Source organism: Pseudomonas putida, assembly GCF_022627325.1.
Taxonomy (GTDB): domain Bacteria; phylum Pseudomonadota; class Gammaproteobacteria; order Pseudomonadales; family Pseudomonadaceae; genus Aquipseudomonas; species Aquipseudomonas putida_X.
Genome location: NZ_JAETZZ010000001.1, coordinates 70184 through 90087 on the forward strand (window position 1 = coordinate 70184; position 19904 = coordinate 90087).

The 19904-nt window shown below is 62.2% G+C and carries 15 protein-coding genes and 2 pseudogenes; 10 read left to right on the forward strand and 7 right to left on the reverse strand.

The features are described 5' to 3' along the window. The first annotated feature begins 144 nt into the window (after positions 1–144). The 5 genes from JNA92_RS00345 to JNA92_RS00360 all read left to right on the forward strand — a co-directional run bounded on the left by JNA92_RS00345 (position 145) and on the right by JNA92_RS00360 (position 3696). On the forward strand, positions 145–1266 hold the full coding sequence (locus JNA92_RS00345) for a glycoside hydrolase family 5 protein (protein ID WP_241803388.1): 1122 nt from the start codon (positions 145–147) through the stop codon (positions 1264–1266). A gap of 42 nt (positions 1267–1308) precedes the next feature. Then, positions 1309–1713 carry a MarR family winged helix-turn-helix transcriptional regulator gene (locus JNA92_RS00350; protein ID WP_241802778.1) on the forward strand — a complete coding sequence of 135 codons (405 nt, stop codon included), beginning with the start codon at positions 1309–1311 and terminating at the stop codon, positions 1711–1713. A gap of 63 nt (positions 1714–1776) precedes the next feature. Further along, the gene (locus JNA92_RS00355; protein WP_241802780.1) at positions 1777–2979 is read left to right on the forward strand and encodes an MFS transporter; all 1203 of its coding nucleotides are present in this window, start codon (positions 1777–1779) and stop codon (positions 2977–2979) included. Further along, complete coding sequence (locus JNA92_RS25810) at positions 2976–3098, forward strand: hypothetical protein (protein ID WP_267821751.1); 123 nt, start codon at positions 2976–2978, stop codon at positions 3096–3098. The genes JNA92_RS00355 and JNA92_RS25810 overlap by 4 nt, the downstream gene beginning before the upstream one ends. Positions 3099–3144: 46 nt before the next feature. Beyond that, complete coding sequence (locus JNA92_RS00360; RefSeq protein ID WP_241802781.1) at positions 3145–3696, forward strand: glutathione peroxidase; 552 nt, start codon at positions 3145–3147, stop codon at positions 3694–3696. Positions 3697–3899: 203 nt separating this feature from the next. Here the strand turns inward: JNA92_RS00360 and JNA92_RS00365 are convergent, their stop codons facing one another. The 3 genes from JNA92_RS00365 to JNA92_RS00375 form a co-directional block, all read right to left on the reverse strand. Continuing rightward, positions 3900–5165 (reverse strand): OmpP1/FadL family transporter, encoded by a 1266-nt coding sequence (locus JNA92_RS00365; protein ID WP_241802787.1) that lies wholly within the window; start codon positions 5163–5165, stop codon positions 3900–3902. Positions 5166–5311: 146 nt separating this feature from the next. Continuing rightward, entirely contained in the window at positions 5312–5794 is a 483-nt protein-coding gene (locus JNA92_RS00370; protein WP_241802788.1) for a hypothetical protein, read from the reverse strand. Positions 5795–6042: 248 nt separating this feature from the next. After that, positions 6043–6264 carry a hypothetical protein gene (locus JNA92_RS00375; protein ID WP_241802790.1) on the reverse strand — a complete coding sequence of 74 codons (222 nt, stop codon included), beginning with the start codon at positions 6262–6264 and terminating at the stop codon, positions 6043–6045. 953 nt (positions 6265–7217) lie between these two features. On the opposite strand from JNA92_RS00375, the pseudogene JNA92_RS00380 reads away from it, so the two are divergent. Both JNA92_RS00380 and rmuC read left to right on the forward strand, forming a co-directional pair. Further along, positions 7218–7562: pseudogene (locus tag JNA92_RS00380) on the forward strand (sel1 repeat family protein); the annotation flags it as partial. A 169-nt stretch (positions 7563–7731) separates the two neighbouring features. Then, positions 7732–9105 carry a DNA recombination protein RmuC gene (gene rmuC, locus JNA92_RS00385; RefSeq protein ID WP_241803389.1) on the forward strand — a complete coding sequence of 458 codons (1374 nt, stop codon included), beginning with the start codon at positions 7732–7734 and terminating at the stop codon, positions 9103–9105. Here the strand turns inward: rmuC and JNA92_RS00390 are convergent. Together JNA92_RS00390 and JNA92_RS00395 are read right to left on the reverse strand one after the other, a co-directional pair. Next, entirely contained in the window at positions 9077–12553 is a 3477-nt protein-coding gene (locus JNA92_RS00390; protein WP_241802791.1) for a hybrid sensor histidine kinase/response regulator, read from the reverse strand. The genes rmuC and JNA92_RS00390 overlap by 29 nt on opposite strands. 144 nt (positions 12554–12697) lie before the next feature. Continuing rightward, positions 12698–13435, reverse strand: coding sequence for a GntR family transcriptional regulator (locus tag JNA92_RS00395; protein ID WP_241802792.1), 738 nt, complete (start codon positions 13433–13435; stop codon positions 12698–12700). A gap of 167 nt (positions 13436–13602) precedes the next feature. On the opposite strand from JNA92_RS00395, the gene JNA92_RS00400 reads away from it, so the two are divergent. Continuing rightward, on the forward strand, positions 13603–14436 hold the full coding sequence (locus JNA92_RS00400; protein WP_241802793.1) for an amidohydrolase family protein: 834 nt from the start codon (positions 13603–13605) through the stop codon (positions 14434–14436). A gap of 32 nt (positions 14437–14468) precedes the next feature. Then, complete coding sequence (locus JNA92_RS00405) at positions 14469–15770, forward strand: SLC13 family permease (protein ID WP_241802794.1); 1302 nt, start codon at positions 14469–14471, stop codon at positions 15768–15770. A gap of 65 nt (positions 15771–15835) precedes the next feature. On the opposite strand, the gene JNA92_RS25960 is transcribed toward JNA92_RS00405, so the two are convergent. Further along, positions 15836–16699, reverse strand: coding sequence for a methyl-accepting chemotaxis protein (locus tag JNA92_RS25960; protein ID WP_431312446.1), 864 nt, complete (start codon positions 16697–16699; stop codon positions 15836–15838). Next, positions 16691–17824, reverse strand: a pseudogene (locus tag JNA92_RS25965) (methyl-accepting chemotaxis protein); the annotation flags it as partial. The pseudogene JNA92_RS25965 and the gene JNA92_RS25960, both read right to left, overlap by 9 nt. 196 nt (positions 17825–18020) lie before the next feature. On the opposite strand from JNA92_RS25965, the gene JNA92_RS00415 reads away from it, so the two are divergent. After that, positions 18021–19898 (forward strand): 1-acyl-sn-glycerol-3-phosphate acyltransferase, encoded by a 1878-nt coding sequence (locus JNA92_RS00415; protein WP_241802796.1) that lies wholly within the window; start codon positions 18021–18023, stop codon positions 19896–19898. Positions 19899–19904 lie beyond the last annotated feature (6 nt).

The following is a 19904-nucleotide window of genomic DNA, read 5'->3' on the forward strand; positions in this document are numbered from 1 at the left end:
TGCCCGGCAATACATCAGCAAATGCTTCGTGGGTCGGAAAGGGTATCCTCGGTTTTTTGAATTGGCCAAGGAGGCCTCATGTGGCATTGGATCCTTGCCAGCTTGCTCATCTTTGCCCTGCCACCGGCCCTTGCCGCCGACCTCATGGGTTTCTGGAGCACCCCGCGCCACGGCGGTAACAGCTTCAACCGCCTGCCACCCGATCAGGCTTACTTCGACGCGTTGCGCGGTTATGGCGCCACCTGGGTGCGGCTGTCCTATGACAAATGGCGACCTGCGCAGCGCGACTTTCTGTTGGGTAGCGCCGACCATTACCGGGGCTTGGCCGAAACGGACCTCAAAATACTGCGTGACACACTTGATCGTGCGCATGAGGCTGGGCTGAAGGTCGTGATTGCCCCACTTTCGCTGCCGGGCATGCGCTGGTCGCAAAACAACCAGGGCCAGTTCGATGACCGCCTGTGGCAAGACAAGCAGTACTGGGCCCAGGCGGCCGATTTCTGGCGTGACCTGGCGCGCGAGCTCAAGGGCCACCCGGCCATCGCTGCCTACAACCTGATCAACGAACCTGCACCGGAGCGTGAGGGCGGCCTCGCCGAGCATGCGCCCGAGCCGCACATGCAGCAGTGGTATGCGCGCGAAAAGGGCGGTGCACGTGACCTGCCGGGCTTTTACCGGCAACTGCTGCTGGCGATCCGTGAGGTGGATACGCTCACGCCAGTCATGCTCGACGCTGGTTGGTATGCAGCAGCCGATGCTTTGAGCTACTGGCCCGAGCCGCTCAAGGATCAGCGTGTGCTTTACAGCATTCACATGTACGAGCCCTATGCCGCCACCAGCGCGCCAAACATGGCGCGCAAAAAACCGTATGCCTATCCGGGGCCGGTGCCCTTTGCCGGGCAAACCTGGCACTGGGATGGCAAACGGGTAGAGCAGTACCTTGAGCAGCCGCTGGCGTGGATGGCGGCCAACAACGTGCCGCGTGAGCGCCTGGTCGTTGGCGAGTTCGGTTGCATGCGCCGCTTGCCGGGTTGCAGGCAGTACCTTGAAGACGTGCTCAGCGTGCTTGATCGCAACCAGTTGCACTGGGCCTTCTACAGCTTCCGTGAGGACAGCTGGGATGGCATGGACTATGAACTGGGTTCGGCCAAGGTGCCCTGGCGCTATTGGCAAGCCATCGATAACGGGGCACCGGACCCGCTGGCGCGCAGCGCTACCGAAGCATTCGAGCCGATCCGCCGACGTTTGAGCCCGCAGCAGCGCTGAAACTTCTTGCAACATGCCAAACGCGGGTATATACACGTAACCATGTTGACCAGTGAATGCATCTGCACCCACCTGCGTCGTGCCGCCCGTGGGGTGAGCCGGCATTACGACGAAGCCCTCGAAGGTTTCGGCATCAACGTCGCCCAATTTTCCCTATTGCGCCACCTGCAGCGGCTCGACCGGCCGAGTATCACCACCCTGGCTGAAGCCATGGGCCTGGAGCGCAGCACCCTTGGCCGCAACCTGAGGGTGCTGGAAGCCGAAGGCTTGGTAGCTTTGGCTGAGGGGGATGACCAGCGCAACCGTGTCGTGCTGTTGACTGACGCGGGGGCGAGCCGCTTGCAAGCGGCCTACCCAGCATGGGAGCTGGCGCAGCAAGTACTGGTGCAGCGATTGGGTGAGGGGCAGCGCGACCAGTTGGTGCGTTTGCTGGCAGAACTGGCTTGAGCCAATTTGACTTAAAGCGGGTATATACCCGCATAACCTTGTGATGTGCTGGAGATAACGACAATGACTTCGGTTTGGCGAACCAGCGGGTGGGTACTGGTGGGGGCTGCGTTGATCCTGGCATTGTCCCTGGGTGTGCGGCACGGCTTCGGCTTGTTCCTGGCGCCGATGAGCGCAGATTTTGGCTGGGGCCGTGAAGTTTTCGCGTTCGCCATTGCCCTGCAGAACCTGATCTGGGGCTTGGCGCAGCCGTTTGCCGGCGCGTTGGCAGACCGCCTGGGCGCAGCGCGGGTGGTCATCATCGGCGGCATCTTGTATACCGCGGGCCTGCTGCTGATGAGTACGGCCGACTCGGCCTGGTCGCTGTCACTCAGTGCCGGCCTGCTGATTGGTATCGGCCTGTCCGGCACCTCGTTCTCGGTCATTCTTGGCGTGGTTGGCCGGGCGGTGCCGGCTGAGAAGCGCAGCATGGCCATGGGCATTGCCAGCGCGGCAGGCTCGTTCGGCCAGTTTGCCATGCTGCCCGGTACGCTGGGCCTTATCGAATGGCTGGGCTGGTCGGCAGCGCTGCTGGTGCTCGGCCTGCTGGTGGCATTGATCGTGCCCTTTGTCGGGCTGCTGCGTGATCGCCCGTTGCCTGCCCTCGGTGGCGAACAAACGCTGGGCCAGGCGTTGCGTGAAGCCTGCTCGCATTCGGGTTTCTGGCTACTGGCGCTGGGCTTTTTTGTCTGCGGCTTCCAGGTGGTATTCATTGGCGTGCACTTGCCGGCCTATCTGGTTGACCAGCACCTGGCGGCAACCACCGGTACCACCGTGCTGGCGCTGGTCGGGCTGTTCAACATCGTCGGCACCTACACGGCGGGCTGGTTGGGTGGGCGCATGTCCAAGCCGCGCCTGCTCACGGCGTTGTACCTGTTGCGCGCGGTGGTGATCGTGCTGTTCCTCTGGGCACCCGTGACCCAGTTCAGCGCCTACCTGTTCGGCATTGCCATGGGCTTGCTGTGGCTTTCGACCGTGCCCTTGACCAACGGCACCGTTGCCACGGTATTCGGCGTGCGGAACCTGTCGATGCTGGGCGGCATCGTCTTCCTGTTCCATCAGTTGGGTGCCTTCCTCGGTGGCTGGCTGGGGGGGGTGGTGTATGACCGTACCGGTAATTACGACCTGGTCTGGCAGATCTCCATCCTGCTCAGCCTGCTGGCTGCCGCGCTCAACTGGCCGGTGAGTGAGCGCCCGGTCGCCCGCCTGCAGGCTCAGGCGGCATGAACCGCTATCTGGCTCGCGCGTTGCTCGCCGTGGGGGCCGCACTGCTGCTGGTGCTGGCGTGGTGGGGCTGGCATCGGGGCGGCATGGCCCTCATGCAACTGGGCGTAGGTGTGTGTTAAGCGCTACCCTGCAAGTTCGAGGGTCGTCTTGCAGAGGAGTGTTTCGATGCGTGCATATGGGTTGATGATGCCGTTGCTGGTCATGTTCGCTGCCGGTTCTGCCTGGGCGGCGGATTGCCCGGCATTGTTGCAGGGCAGCTTGCCGGAGTTGCGTGGCAAGGGTGAGGTCGACCTTTGCCAGCGTTTTGCCGGTAAGCCTCTGGTGGTGATCAACACGGCCAGTTATTGCGGGTTTGCGCCGCAGTTCGAGGGGCTTGAGAGTGTCTACAAGAAATATCACGAGCAAGGGTTGGAGATGCTCGGCGTGCCGTCCAACGATTTCAAGCAGGAAGACGCCGACAGCGAGAAGACCGCCAAGGTCTGTTATGCCAACTATGGCGTGACGTTCACCATGACCAAGACCCAGGCGGTGCGTGGCAAGGATGCGATCCCGCTGTTCGTGGGGCTGGCGGAGCAGAGCAGTGCTCCGAAGTGGAATTTCTACAAGTACGTGATTGATCGCAGGGGCAAGGTGATTGCCAACTTCTCCAGCCTGACCAAACCGGATGATGCTGAGTTCAAGGCGGCGATCGAGAAGGCGATTGCATCGCAGCCATAACCCGCGCTCTTGGTTTGCCTTGCTTTCGCTTGGGGGTTGCAGCCCATCGCTGGCAAGCTGGCCCTTACAGGTACAACACAGAACCTAAAGAGCTGCGCGGTCTCTGTGGGCGCCGGCGTGCCAGCGATGGGCTGCGTAGCAGCCCTGAAATCGCTGACTGACTGGCGTCAGCCCCACGGGCTGCTTTTACACAGCCGTGCGGATCAGAAACGGTAGGTGAGGGAGGCACCTATACCGTGAGCGCTGTTCTCGTACTTGGCCTGGTAGCTGCCTTTGGTGGCGCTGACCTGGTTGACCTTGGTGTCCTCTTCCCACAGGTAGGAGTAGGCCACGTCGATGGTCATGTCGTCGTTCGGGCTCCAGCCCGCACCCAGGCTGAACACCTTGCGGTCGCCAGTCGGGATGCGCGGTGAACGGTCGTGGTTGTTGGTTGGCGATTGGTCGACGGTAAAGCCGGTACGCAGCACCCACTCCTTGTTCACCTTGTAGGACGCGCCAATGGCGTGGGCCCAGGTGTCGTGCCAGTTCTGCTCTTCGCTGATGGTCTCGAACGCCGAACCTGCAAGCGGTGCCGGCACATCGTTCTGCACGGTGATGTCTTTGAGGCGGCTCCAACGGGTCCAGGTGCTGCCCGCGTAGAGGGTCCATTGGTCGTCGAGTTCGTGGGTGACCGAAAGATCCACCGACTCCGGTGTCTTGATCTTGAGGCTGGCGTCGAACTTGTCGCCATTGAAAGGCCCGATCAGCGGGGTGCTCACACGGGTCTTGCCTTCGAGCTTGTAGTCGACCATGGAGTGGTAGGTCAGGCCGACACGAGTACGGTCGGTGGCCTGCACCAGGATACCGATGTTGTAACCGACAGCGGTATCGTCGCCCTTGATCTTCACTTCACCGTCATTGCTGCCCGGCGTGAACGGGTTGATCAGGCTTGAGCCCAACTCGCCCTTGATGCGGTTGATGGTCGGGCCGAAACCGATCGACACCTTATCGTTGAAGGCGTAGCTGACGGTTGGCTGGAAGGTGATGACTTCGACGTGGCTCTTTTTACCCCAATAGCGCGCGGCATCGTCGCTACCGTAGTCGGTGACCAGGCCAAACGGTACATAGACGCCGAAACCGACGCTCCAGTGATCGTCGAGGGGTTTGACGTAGTAGCCCATCGGTACGCCGACCACAGGCACCATGTCACCGTCGGTTTCCCCCCCGAGGTTGCTTCCAGGGCCCGAGATATCGGATTTGGCGATGACGGCAGCGCCGCCCACGGTGAATTGTTCGCGCTTGAGGCGTGACATGCCTGCCGGGTTGCCAAACACAGTACTGGCATCTTCGGCAGAAGAAGAACGTCCCGCGAAACCTGTCCCCATGCTGCTGATGCTCTGTTCGTTGAGGGCAAAGCCGGCAGCGAACAGATGGCTGGAGGCGAAAGCCACGGCCAGGCCGAGGGAGGTTTTGAGCATTACTTTTTTCATTATTAGAAACTCCTTGGGATCTCCGGGGCGAAAAGCTACCAACAATTCACGCGCCGCGCCATAGCCTGTATCGCAGGAGATAGAGCGGTTTTGTAGGACAATCCGACCAAAATTCCATTTTTTCCGGTAGTGCTGTAGGGCGTTTCCTAAGATGCCTGTGGCAATTTCTGAGTAATACACAGATGCCAGGCCTGCGTGAAGTCGCGCAGACGGCCCTGGGGGTGAAAGATCTGACGCCAGATTCGCGCCTGGCCTAGCAGGTCGTCAACGGCAGGCAGGGGCGTGGCTTGCGCTTCGATGAGCATCCAGGCGATGGCGGTGGAGTAGCGCAGGTTGACTGCAAGCTCCAGGTGCGGGCCACCCAGAAACGCATGTTGGCTCGCCAGGCCGCGGACCAGGCTGGCCAGCTCAGGGTCGCGGGCGAGAAAATCGTCCCAGACCGCGCGATGGCGATGCTCGCCGATACGGTAAAGCCCGTGGCCACGGCGATCATGCAGCGCCGACCCGAGTGCCGATTGGCTGGCCGCGATGCCCAGCAAAAGGGCTTCGGCACTGGCACAATGACGATTGAGATAGACCAAGGTTGGTCGAATCACATACTGACACAATTCATTCGCCGCAATACCCATGATGCCCTCGAGCAGTAAGGGGCCGACGGGCGTGGGAGCTTGGCAGCTGGTGAATGATCAGGCCCGCCGGAAGCGGCAAGGACCGCTCGAGTTGAAGTGTAGTGTGATAATCGTGGTGTAAAGGGCTGTTTTTAAATCGATTGCTGCCTGTCGTTCGGCGCTATATACCTTGCGGCAATTAGGCCAAGAACGATCAGGTAGCTTACCGTGTGCGTCATTCAGCGACTGAATGCCACGGTATTCGCCGCTCACGCAGTGAGCGACTGGCGCGTCCGGGCAATGACGGCTTGCAGCGGTTCCGAGCGGCTGTACTGTTCGGGGTACAGGCGTTCGGTGTGGCAGGCAACGCCGTGCTCGTCCACCAGGGTGAAGCTGAAGTTGCCCTTGCGTGGGGCGGTGATAAGGCACTTCAACGGCGAGAAGGCCTGGGAGAGGGTGCCAATGGCAGCCTGAATTTGTTGAGTTTGCATATTGTTGGATGTTCCTGCTTTAAACACGGGGATTATGATCCGTGCATGATAGAAACGTTCCAGTGACGCCTTTATTAAGGGACGAACGAACCTGACTGGAACAGGGCAGCCAGAGGGGGCGCAATCATAAGGTGGGCGCTTGGGCTGACTGGTAGGTACTTCAGAGGGCAGGCAGCATGCCGGGGCCAAGGTTCTAGGCCATCGGTATGGAATCCTGATCAATCTGTCACGTGATTCGTGCTGAACAGCGCAAGGCTGGAGAGTGAATCATCGAAAGGGCCGGTCCTGGTTTCAGCAGTGGTGCTCTTGGGGGGAGCAGGCCTGCAAGGACGTTTCTGGCCAGAATTGACTTTCAGCTTGGTACTAACGAGGCGCACCTTACCGCAAGCTCAGAAGCTTTGCAAGCATTGCCACGTTTCTTCGGGTAAGCCGGGCAGTATGGCGCTTCTTTTGCGTTGTGTGAAGAGGGGGCAAATGGCCCATTACCGGCCGGATGTACCAATTTCGTGCATTCAAATGCAGGTTTTCGGTGCACTTGTTCACATTCCGGGCGTGACTTGTAACAGCTTGGCAACACCCCCCATCGACCCTGCCAATGCCTTGACTGATGCCTTAAGTCAATGAAAAAAAACACTATTTTTTACTGGTGAAAAAATCGTCAGTTTGACTGAAAGCCCCGGTTCACGCGGGTTTGCGGGGTGGTTTGGGGGGTTGTCCACCGAGTTATCCACAGGAACTGTGGATTGTCCCGAGCGCTTGCTCTAGGACGGGAGTGCCAGCAAATTACAGAACTGTCCGACAGTTATCAGTCAGCTGCAGATCCGCCGGTCATCTACTTGGGAACGTCAAGAAACGATCATCGAGATTTTTTTCCAGGCGTTGAAAATCGTCGGGCCACGGCAAGAAAAAAAGGGTAGAGTGGCGCGCTTTTCAAATTGCCTTCTCTGTTCGTCATGAAATTTCGCGGTAGATCCTCCACCGAACCCGCTGTTACGCCATCAGCCCCTTCGTCCAGACGTTTTTCCCTGAAAGTGGCCCTCTGGCTGTTGGACAACCCGCGCCTGGGCGAAAAGCCTCAGGTCAAGCATCTGGCCGGGCGCCTGCTCAAGCAACCGGCTCGGGAGGGCGTGGTGGTGGCCCAGAGCCGATTGGGGCAGATGCTTTGCCGCGACTGCGGCAACGCGCGTGACAGGCGTATCGGGCACGAACTGCTGCGCCAGGCGGCGCGCGCCGGCGACCGCCGGGCGCAACTGGAATATGCGCGGCTGTGCCAGGCCAACGCGCCAGAGCAGGCGCAGAAACGGACTGACTGTTAAGCTGCAGCTCATTTGCGACAGACTGTTCGGGGTAAGCATGGCAGTGGATCTGACCAGCATCGTGCTGGGCTTGGTGGCAGGCGCCTTGCCTTGCCTGGTGTGGGTCATGCAGGTGCAGCGCCGTCAGGCTGCCGGCCAAGGCGAGCGGGCCTTGCTCGAAGAACGCCTCAATGGGGCCCTGCTGGCCCAGGCAGGCCTGCAAGCACAACTGGATGCCAGCCGGGACGAGGTGAGCGACCTCAGCGAAGCCAACACGCTCAAGCAGGCCCAACTGGCCGCCCAGGGCCGTGAACTCGAGCTGCTGCAGATTGACCGCGACAATGCCCGTGACGCCGCCCACGCCTGGCACCTGGAGCGCGCCAACCGGGAAGCCGAACTGCGTCGCCTGGAGGCCCAGGCAGCGCGCCTGGAAGCGGAGCTGCGTGAGCAGCAGGACAGCCATCAGCAGCGCCTGGAAGACCTGCAGGAAGCCCGCGACACCCTTCGCGCGCAGTTCGCCGACCTGGCCACGAAAATCTTCGACGAACGCGAGCAGCGTTTCGCGCAGACCAGCCAGCAGCACTTGGGCCAGTTGCTTGACCCGCTCAAGGAGCGCATCCAGGCCTTCGAAAAGCGTGTCGAGGAGAGCTACCAACAAGAAGCCCGTGAACGCTTTTCCCTGGGCAAGGAACTGGAGCGCCTGCAGCAACTCAACCTGCGCCTGTCCGACGAAGCCACCAACCTCACCCAGGCGCTCAAGGGCCAGAAAACCCAAGGTAACTGGGGTGAGCTGATTCTCGAGCGCGTGCTCGAGCATGCCGGCCTGGAAAAGGGCCGCGAGTACCAGACCCAGGTCAGCCTCAAGAGCGCCGACGGTGAGCGCTTCCAGCCAGACGTACTGATCATGCTGCCCGGTGACAAGCAGGTGGTGGTCGATGCCAAGGTCAGCCTCACGGCCTACCAGCAGTTTGTCAGCAGCAATGATGAAAGCGCGCTCAAACAGCACGTACAGTCGCTGCGCAGCCACGTCAAAGGGCTGTCGAGCAAGGACTACAGCCGCCTGGACGGCTTGCACAGCCTGGATTTCGTGTTGTTGTTCGTGCCCATCGAGGCCGCGTTTTCGGCAGCCCTGCAGGCCGAGCCGAACCTGTTCCAGGAGGCCTTCGACCGGCAGATCGTGATCGTCAGCCCGACCACCTTGCTCGCCACTCTGCGGGTCATCGACAGCCTGTGGAAGCAAGAACGCCAAGGGCAGAACGCCCGCGAGATCGCCGAACGCGCCGGTTGGCTGTATGACAAGTTCGTGCTGTTCATCCAGGACCTGGACGAGCTGGGCAATCGCCTGCAGCAGGTCGACAAGGCCTATGCCGCTGCGCGCAACAAACTCTGTGAAGGGCGTGGCAACCTGGTCAGCCGCAGCGAGCAGCTCAAGCTGCTCGGCGCCCGTGCCAGCAAAAGCCTGCCGGCCGACTTGCTGGAGCGGGCACTGACGGATGAAACGCTGGCGGACCAGGCGGTTACTGAACCAGGCTCAGATGGCGATTGAGCAGCGCGCGCAAGGCCGCAGGCTTGACCGGCTTGGCCAGGTAATCAAGGCCTGCGGCATGCACCGTGGCCAAGGTTTCCTTGCTGCCGTCGGCGCTGATCACCACCCCAGGCACCGGCTCGCCGAGGCGCGCGCGTAGCCAGCCCATCAGCCCGGTTCCGGTTTCGCCGTCATCCAGGTGATAGTCCACCAGCGCCAGGTGCGGGCGCATGCCCTGCGCCAGCAACGCCTCGCAATCGGCGCGGTTGCGCGCCGTCCATACCTGGCAGCCCCAGCGGCTGAGCAGGCTGTTCATGCCGATCAGAATGCTGTCTTCGTTGTCGATGCACAGCACCTGCAGCCCGGCCAGGGGTTGGCTGGCCTGCTCCACCGGCGCGCTCGGCGCGGCCGCTGCCTGGCGGGCGATCGGGACATTGACGCGGAACACCGTGCCTTTGCCAGGCCAGGAACGCACCTGCAGCGTGTGGCCGAGCACCCGGCACAGGCCATCGGCAATCGCCAGCCCCAGCCCCAGGCCCTTTTCGGCGCGGGTCTGGTGGCTGTCCAGGCGCTTGAACTCCTGGAAGATCACCTGCAGCTTGTCGTCGGCGATGCCCGGGCCGCGGTCCCAGACCTCCAGCCACAGCCGCTCGCCCTGGCGCCGGGCGCCCAGCAGGATCGGGCTCTTGCCGTAGCGCAGGGCATTGGTCAGGAAGTTCTGCAGCACCCGGCGCAGCAGTTTCATGTCACTGTCGATCCGCAGGCGGCTACCGCGCAGGCGGAACTCCAGCCCTTTTTCGGCGGCCAGGACCTTGAACTCGGCACCCAGCGTATCGAACAGCTCATTGAGGGCAAAAGGCTTGGCGTCTGGGGTGATCTTGCCGTTTTCCAGGCGCGAGATATCCAGCAGGTCGCTGATCAGCTCTTCGGCCGAACGCAGCGAACTGTCCATGTGCTGCACCAACTGTTGGGCTTCCTCGTTCATGCCCCCGGCCTGCTGCGACAAGGCGGCGGAGAACAGCCGCGCGGCGTTGAGCGGCTGCATCAGGTCATGGCTGACCGCCGCCAGGAAGCGGGTCTTGGACTTGCTGACCGCTTCGGCTTGGCTTTTGGCCTCCGACAGCGCCTGATTGAGTTGCGACAGCTCGTGGGTGCGTTCGGCCACCCGCTGTTCAAGGCGCTCGTTGGCGTCGCGCAACGCCTGTTCGGCCTCGCGGAACGGGGTGATATCGGTGAAGCTCATGACGAAGCCGCCCCCGGGCATCGGGTTGCCGATCAGTTCGATCACCCGGCCATTGGGGAACAGCCGCTCGGACGAATGCGCGCGGCCTTGGCGCATCCAGTGAAGGCGCCGGGCCACATGCACCTGCGCCTCTCCCGGGCCGCACAGGCCGCGTTCGGCGTTGTAGCGGATGATGTCGGCGATCGGCCGGCCGACGCTGATCAACCCGTCGGGGTAGTTGAACAGCTCCAGGTAGCGGCGGTTCCAGGCCACCAGGTGCAGGTTCTGATCGACCACACTGATGCCCTGGTTGATGTTCTCGATGGCGCCTTGCAGCAGGGCGCGGTTGAACTGCAGCACTTCGCTGGCTTCATCGGCGATGCGCACCACGTCTTCAAGCTGCATGTCGCGGCCTTCGATGGCCGCCTTGACCACGGCGCGGGTCGAGGAGCTGCCAAGCACCCCAGCGAGCAGGCGCTCGGTGTGTTCGATCCAGTCGCCGTCAGCGTTCTGGTTGGGATTGAAGCCTTTGCCCTGGCGATAAGCAAAGCGGATGAAGCTTTGCCGGGCACGCTCCTCACCGACAAAGCGCGAGGCCAGCGTCAGCAGGTCATCGATCTGCACCGCCAGCAGCGGTTTGCCGTTGGGGCGGGCACTGGTCTGCTGGCCGATGAAGCGCCCGGCCTGCCAATGCTCCGACACGCGCGTGCGCGACAGCATCGAGACCCAGGCGAACAACGTGAAGTTGCCCGCCAGTGACAGCACTACCCCTTGTGTGAGCGGCGTGATCGGCAGGCCCAGCGGGTTGCCGTGCAGCCACGCCAGGCCCGGGAACAGCTGCAGCGACCAGCCCAGGCTGTGGGCGGTGATGGGCAGCACCAGGGTGTAGAACCACAGGAAGATACCTGCAGCGAGGCCGGCGAACACGCCACGGCGGTTGGCTTGCTTCCAGTACAGCGCACCGAGCATGGCCGGGGTGAGTTGGGTCACGGCGGCGAAGGCAATCTGGCCGATGGTTGCAAGGCTTGCCGTAGAGCCAAGCAGGCGGTAGCTGACATAGGCCAGCAGCAGGATGACCACGATGGTCACCCGGCGCACCGACAGCATCCAGTGGCGGAACACCTCGAAGGGCCGTTCGGCGTTGTTGCGGCGCAACAGCCACGGCAGCAGCATGTCATTGGACACCATGGTCGACAACGCCACGGCCTCGACGATGACCATGCCGGTGGCGGCCGAGGCACCGCCGATGAAGGCCAGCAGAGCCAGGCTCGGGTGCGCTTCGGCCAACGGCAGGCTGATCACGAAGGAGTCGGAAATCACCGTACCTGGCAGCAGCATTTGCCCGGCCAGGGCAATGGGTACCACGAACAACGCGGCCAAGGCCAGGTACATCGGGAACACCCAGCGCGCCAGGCGCATGTCCTGCGGCTCGATGTTCTCCACCACGGTGACGTGGAACTGCCGGGGCAGGCAGATGATCGCCATCATCGCCACGGCGGTCTGCACCACCATCGAGGGCCAGTTGATCGTCTCCTGCCAGTAGCTGTCCAGCAGCACCGACTGGCGCGCCTGGGTGAACAGGTCGTCAAACCCGTCGTACAGGTTGAACACCACGAACACGCCCACGGCGAGGAAGGCCAGCAGCTTGATCAGGGACTCGAACGCGATGGCCAGGACCATGCCGCGGTGGTGTTCGGTGACGTCGAGGCTGCGCGTGCCAAAGACGATGGCGAACAACGCCAATACCAGCGACACCACCAGCGCGGTGTCCTGCACACGGGTGCCGGTGGCGTCGGCATTCGCGCCGATCAGCAGGTTGACACCGAGCACGATGCCCTTGAGCTGCAAGGCGATGTAGGGCAGCACCCCGACCAGGCAGATCAGCGCCACCACCACGGCCAGGGTCTGCGACTTGCCGTAGCGGGCCGCGATGAAGTCGGCGATCGAGGTGATGTTCTGCTGCTTGCTGATCAGCACCATCTTCTGCAGCACCCAGGGCGCGAAGATCAGCAGCAGGATCGGGCCCAGGTAGATTGGCAGGAAGGCCCACAGTTGCTCGGCCGCCTGGCCGACCGCACCGAAGAAGGTCCAGCTGGTGCAGTACACCGCCAGTGACAGGCTGTACACCCAGGCGCGCAGCCGCGGCGGCAATGGTGTGCTGCGGCGGTCGCCGTAGAAGGCGATGGCGAACATGACGGCCATGTAGGCCAGGGCGACCAGAGCGATCAGCCCGCTGGACAACGACATGAAGACTCCGGAGCAAAAAAAGTAACGCGATCCCGATCAGTCAGTCTGGCACGCAGGCGGGGGTTCGTCAGCGCCGACGATGGTCGCAGTGGCGCGTCGTCGCAGGCACGGGCACATCGAGCTGCGCCAGTGCCCGCCATCGCTTCAGCAAATATCGATCTGGTAGCGGAAGCCTTCGGCTGCTGCCTGGGACACGCGGTACTCCAGCGGGCTGCGATCGTAACCCAGTGCCGTGCGCTGGATGACCACCACGGGCGCACCTTCCTTGATTGCCAGGTGGCCGGCACGGGCTGCATCGGCTGTACCCACGGTCAGTGTTTCCTTGGCCGAGGCGACGCACTGGCCACAGCTGGACTCGTAGAAGGGGTAGAGCAGGTCGCCGAAGGCCTCTGTGTCAATATCCAGCAGGGCCATGAAACGCTTGGCCGGTAGCCAGATCTGCTCATGGAACAGCGGGCGGCCGTCCACCAGGCGCAGGCGCTCTAGCCAGATGACCTGTTCTGCATCGCCCAGGCCAAGGGCTGCGCTGACTTGCTCCGGTGGCTCGCGCAACTGCTTGTCCAGTATGCGGCTGATCGGCACCAGCCGCTGGCCGGTCGAATCCACCTGTCGGAAAAACCGCACCAGTGATCCCTCGAAGTCAGGGCGCCGGACGAAGGTGCCGCGGCCCTGGCTGCGCAGCAGCAGGCCTTCATTGACCAGCGTGTCGACCGCCTTGCGCACCGTCCCGATGGCGACACCGTAGAGGCGGGTCAGCTCCGTTTCAGTGGGGATCGTTCCCCCGGGTAGCCATTGCCCAGCGGCGATCCTGGCGAGGATTTCTTCCCGTACTTGCTGATAAAGCGGTAGGCGCGGGTCTTGTCCGAGAATCCCGTTACTCATTGTGCGAAGGGTCCATGGCTGACGAGTTGGCACTACTTTACCACCCGGGGCTTGATTGACAGAGTCGGTCGACTGAAGATATGGTCATATATTCATATATATGACTGCATGTTTGTATAACAACGCAGCGCTTCAGCTGCCAATAACAATCGACCAGGGTTCGCTTCATGACCAACCCCTATCTGCCCGCCATCACCGGCGTCGATACCCATGCCCATATCTTTCGCCAAGACCTGCCGATGGTGCCCAACCGTCGCTACAGCCCAGACTACGATGCGCTGATCGAGCAATACCTCGATCATCTGGATCAGCATGGCCTGTCCCATGGCGTGCTCATCCAGCCCAGTTTCCTGGGCACCGACAACAGCTTCATGGTCCAGGCTTTGCGCCGCTTTCCTGAGCGCTTGCGTGCTGTGGCGGTCGTCGATGCCACGGTCAGCGATCAGCAGCTCGATGCGCTGGGTGACGCCGGCGTGGTGGGCATCCGCCTGAACCTGGTCGGCAAGCACCTGGCAGACTATGCCGGGCCCGAGTGGACCGCCTTGTTCAAACGCTTGGCTGCGCGCGGCTGGCAAGTGGAAATCCAGCGCCGTTTCGATGACTTGGCCTTGATCGTGCCAGCGATCCTCGCCTGCGGCGTGGAGGTGGTGGTCGATCATTTTGGCCTGCCTGCCGAGGGGATCGACCCGCAAAAGGACAGCCACCGTACCTTCCTTCACCTGCTCAGCGAACCGAAGTTGTGGTTGAAGCTGTCCGCCGGTTATCGCAGCCAGACCGACCCGGCCAAAGCGCAGGTACTGCTGGCCCAGATACGGCAGGCAGCGGGTGGCCTGGATCGGTTGCTGTGGGGAAGCGACTGGCCCAACACCCAGTTCGAGCGCCAGACCCGCTACGCCGACCAGTATGCCTTCTTCGAAGCGCTGCTCCCCGATGCGGGCGAGCGTGCCCAGGTGCTGAGGCTCAACCCGGTGAAGCTGTTCGGCTTCGACCGTTCGCGCTGATACTTACACAATAACAACAGGACACTTTCAACATGATGAGCATGCTAGTCGTCGCGGCCATCGTCGCCGCCGTGGCCCTCGGCTACAAGACCAAGATCAACATCGGCCTTTTCGCCATCGCCTTTGCCTATCTGATCGGTTGTTTCGGCATGGGCCTGAGCCCCTCGGAGGTCATCGGCCTGTGGCCTCTGAAGATCTTCTTCGTGATCTTCTCGGTCTGCCTGTTCTATAGCTTCGCCACCGTCAATGGCACCCTGGAGAAGCTGGCCGAGCACCTTATCTACCGCTGCCGGGCGGTGCCGCAGTTGCTGCCGTTCGCGGTGTTCTTCGCCGCCACCGTGATCGCCGCGATGGGGGCCGGGTATTACACCGTACTGGCGTTCATGGCGCCTATCACCCTGCTGCTGTGCGAGCGTACCCGCATGAGCCTGATCGTCGGCGGCATGGCCGTGAACTATGGCGCGCTCAGCGGGGCCAACTTCATGTCCAGCCAGAGCGGCATCATCTTCCGTGGGCTGATGACCAATGCCGGCGTGAGTGACAACCAGGCCTTCATCAATGCTGCCGGTATCTTCGTCAGCACCTTCGTCATTCCACTGCTGGTGATCGGAGTATTCGTCTTCCTTACCAGCCATGGGCGCGCGTTGAAGGCCTCTGTCGTTGCTGTCGAGGCGCCAGCGCCGCTCAACAGCCAGCAGCGAACCACGTTGTGGCTGACCCTGGCGATGATGCTGATGGTGCTGGCTGCGCCTGTGGCCAGCATCGCCCTGCCGGGCAATGCCACGGTGGCCTTCATCAACGCCAAGGTGGATATCGGCCTGATCGCCAGCCTGTTCTCGGTGATTGCCCTGTTGCTGAAACTCGGTGACGAGCGCAAGGCCATGGCGACCGTGCCTTGGGGCACGCTGATCATGATCTGCGGTGTGGGCATGCTGATTTCCGTGGCGATCAAGGCCGGCACCATCGACATCCTCGCCTCCTGGATCGGCACCAGCATCCCGCCAATCATGGTGCCGGTCGTATTCGGTGCGGTGGCGGCATTCATGTCCATCTTCTCCAGCACCCTGGGCGTCGTGACCCCCGCCTTGTTCCCCATGGTGCTGCCAATTGCGCAGAACATGGGTATCGAGCCCATGATCCTGTTCATTGCCATTGTCGCGGGTGCTCAAGCCACCTCCATCTCGCCGTTCTCCTCCGGCGGCAGCCTGATTCTGGGCTCCTGCAGTAACGAGAAGAGCCGCATGTCGCTATTCCCGCAGTTGCTGTTCAAGGCGGCGCCGATCGGTTTCGTGGCGGCGCTGGCGTTCAATGTGCTGCTGACCTTCGTGCTCTGACGTTCCAATGCATGAAAAAAAACCGCAGCCTGGCTGCGGTTTTTTTGTGCCTGCGGTTGCAGTGACTAGAGCCGGAACCGGCTGATCATCTGCTGCAACTGCCCACCCAGCCGCGCCAGCTCGACACTGGAGGCGGACGTCTGGTGGCTGGCTTGCGCCGTCTGTTCGGAAATATCCCTCACCGTCACCACGCTACGGCTGATCTCTTCGGCCACCGCGCTCTGCTGCTCGGAAGCCGCGGCAATCTGCTGGTTCATCGATTGGATTCCCGAAATGCGCTGGGTTATGCCTTCCAGCGCCACCCCTGCTTCACGCACCAGCGCCACGCTGCTCTGGGTCAGGCTCTGGCTTTCGTCCATCAGTTCGCTCACTGAACGGGTGCCTTCCTCCAGGCTACCGATGGCCGACTCGATCTCCAGGGTGGATGCCTGGGTACGCTGCGCCAGGCTGCGCACTTCATCGGCCACTACGGCAAAGCCACGGCCAGCCTCGCCAGCGCGGGCCGCTTCGATCGCGGCATTGAGCGCCAGCAGGTTGGTCTGCTCGGCCACTGCCTTGATGACGTCCATCACCTTGCCGATGCGCTGGCTCTCGTTGCGTAGTGCGCCCATGGCTTGGCCAGTGGCGTCTACCTGGTTGGCCAGCCGGCCGATCTGCTCGACGGCGCGGTTGACCACGCGGTCGCCTTCGCGCGCTTCTTCGTCCGTGGCACTGGCAGCCTGCGAGGCCTCACCGGCGTTGCGCGCCACTTCGTGTACGGTGGCGGCCATTTCCTGCATGGCCGTGGCAACCTGATCCGTTTCAACTTTCTGGCTGCTGGCGCCAGCACTGGTCTGCTCGGTGATCGCCGACAGTTCTTCGGTGGCACTGGCAATCTGCGAAATACCGTCGCGCACTTGCGCGATCAGGTCGCGCAAGTTGCCGGTCATGCCCTGCAAGGCATTCTGCAACTGGCCGACTTCGTCGCGGCGGCGGCTGGGCGGTTGCTCGCTGAGGTCACCGGCGGCGACTTGCTGCATGGCGCGCAAGGCCTGCTGCAGTGGAGCACTGATCTGGCGGGCGATGATAAGCGCGGCGAAGATGCCCATGAGCAGCGCCAGCAGCGTGGTGAAGATCTGCAGGTTCTTGGCGAACTGGCTGTCGTTGACCACCGACACTGCCTGGGCGTCGAGCAAATCACCGATCAGGCCTGTGAGCGTGTCGATGTCACTGGTCATGGCGTTGCGGCGCTCGATCAGCGTGCTCACTTCACCCCGGAACGCTTCGACCGCGTCGGCATAGGCACGAACCTGTTGGTTCAGGGTGCTGAACTGTGCGTCGAAATCGCCATTGAAACGCGCCACCAGGCCAGGCAGGTCGTTCACCGTGGTGGCGATCTGTGCGTTCATCAGTTTTTCGGTGTCGGCGTTGGTGTTACCGGTGTAGCCGCGTACGTGGTAGCGGAGCAGGATCAGGTTCTCGCGGATCTGATTGATCGCTTCGCCGCGGACAACGCGTTGCTCGGCGTCGGGCAGGGCGCGTACCTGGGTGCGGATCGTTTCGATGCTGGCGAACGAACGGGTGGCGAGGGCGCCCATTTCCTTTTGTGCCGCCCGCATTTTCTGGTACGACTGGAAGCTCTGTGCCTGGTTGGCGGCATACCCTGCAAGGGTCTGCTCGGCCTTGTCGAGCAGCGCCAGGCTTTGGGGCTTGACCAATGTCTCACGCAGTTTCGCCAGCGGCGTCTTGAACGCTTCAAGCGCATCCTGCAACGCTTTGGCCTGGTTTTCGGCGCCATTGGCCATGGCGTGGCGCAGGCGCGCCTCACGCAGGTCGCCCAAGGCATCGTTGAGGCGCGACACCGCACTGACCACCTCGCTGCGGCGCACCAGGCTGCCCATGCCTTCCCAGCTGATCAGCGACTGGAGCAAGGTCAGGCTCAGCACCAGGCCGAAACCGAGGAAGAGTTTGTGGGCGATCCTGAGGTCGCCTATCCAGGTAAGCATGCTGCTGAGCTCCTTTTCTTGTGCGTTGGAGGAGACCGGAGGTCCGTTCCTTCTGTTAGATACAGTCATCTATATGTTTAATCGGCAGATGTAACAAAATCTGAACACCGATAGCAAGAAGATTGACGTCAAAATGCCATCATTTGGGGGCAGGCGGTCTACGCGACGTAACTGGCTTGCCAGCAACAGGCTTTACCGTGCAGATTTGTGGCTTATTGCGGCCTGCGTGCCTCAAATGACAAAAGCCCCTCAGGGAACAAGGACGATGAGTCATTCCTCGCAATTCACCTTGCTCGGCAAGCGGCGCTTCCTGCCGTTTTTCATCACCCAGTCGCTGGGTGCCTTCAACGACAACCTGTTCAAGCAATCGCTGATCCTGGCCATCCTGTTCAAGCTCAGCCTTGGCGACGGGGACCGCTCGATCTGGGTCAACCTGTGCGCGTTGCTGTTCATCCTGCCGTTCTTTCTGTTTTCGGCGCTGGGCGGGCAGTTTGGCGAGAAGTTCGCCAAGGACGCGTTGATCCGTGCGATCAAGCTGGCCGAAATTGCCATCATGGCCATCGGGGCCCTCGGCTTCGTCAGCGACAGCCTGCTGCTGATGCTGGTGGCGCTGTTCGGCATGGGCACCCATTCGGCGCTGTTCGGCCCGGTGAAGTACTCGATCCTGCCCCAGGCCCTGCGTGAAGAAGAGTTGGTGGGCGGCAACGGCCTGGTGGAAATGGGCACCTTTCTCGCCATTCTCGCCGGCACCATCGGCGCCGGGGTGATGATGGCCAGCGACAGCTACGCCACCGTGGTGGCGGGCGGGGTAGTGGGTACCGCGGTGCTGGGCTACCTGGCCAGCCGCTGGATCCCGCGCGCGGCGGCCATATCACCGCAAATGGCGCTGGACTGGAACATCTTCAAGCAGTCGTGGGTGATCCTGCGCATGGGGCTGGGGCAACCGCCGGCGGTGTCGCGCTCCATCGTCGGCAACTCGTGGTTCTGGTTCGTCGGCGCCATCTACCTGACCCAGATCCCGGCCTATGCCAAGGACTGGCTGCACGGTGACGGCACGGTGGTGACCCTGGTACTGACACTGTTCTCGGTGGGGATCGCCCTGGGCTCGTTATTGTGTGAGCGGCTCAGTGGGCGCAAGGTCGAGATCGGCCTGGTGCCCTTCGGCTCTTTCGGCCTGACGCTGTTCGGGCTGCTTTGGTGGTGGCATTCCGGTGATGTGCCGGCCGGCGCAGCCCCCCACGATTGGCTGGCACTGCTGGGCTTGAGCCAGGCCTGGTGGATCCTGCTGTCGATCGTCGGGCTTGGGGTATTCGGTGGCTTCTATATAGTGCCGCTGTACGCGCTGATCCAGGCGCGTACCGCCGAGGACCAGCGCGCGCGCGTGATCGCCGCCAACAATATTCTCAATGCCTTGTTCATGGTGGTGTCGGCCATCCTCACCATCGTCCTGCTGGGCCTCGCGGACCTGAGCATTCCGCAGCTGTTCCTGGTGGTGTCGCTGCTCAACATCCTGGTCAACGCTTATATCTTCAAGATCGTGCCCGAGTTCACCATGCGCTTCTTGATCTGGCTGTTGAGCCACTCGATGTACCGGGTGGAGCACCGCGGCCTCGAGCGCATTCCCGACGAAGGCGCAGCGCTGCTGGTGTGCAACCATGTGTCCTTCGTTGACGCGCTGCTGCTCGGCGGTGCCATCCGCCGCCCGATCCGGTTCGTGATGTACTACAAGATCTACAACCTGCCGGTGCTCAATTTCGTGTTCCGCACCGCCGGTGCCATCCCGATTGCCGGGCGCAATGAGGACCCGGCCATTTACGAGCGCGCGTTCGCCCGTATCGCCGAGTACCTGTCGGCGGGGGAGGTGGTGTGCATTTTCCCGGAAGGCAAGCTGACCGGCGATGGCGAGATCGATGTGTTCCGCGGCGGTGTCAGCCGCATTCTGCAAGAAACCCCGGTGCCGGTGATTCCTTTGGCGCTGCAGGGGCTGTGGGGCAGCTTCTTCAGCCGCGACCCGGGCAAGGGGTTCTTCAAGCGCTTGTGGTCGCGGGTGACCATCGTCGCTGGCGCTTCCATCCCGGTGGAGGTGGCGCAGCCTGAGTTGCTGCGTGAGCAGGTCAGCCGCTTGCGCGGCGACCTGCGTTAGGCGTAG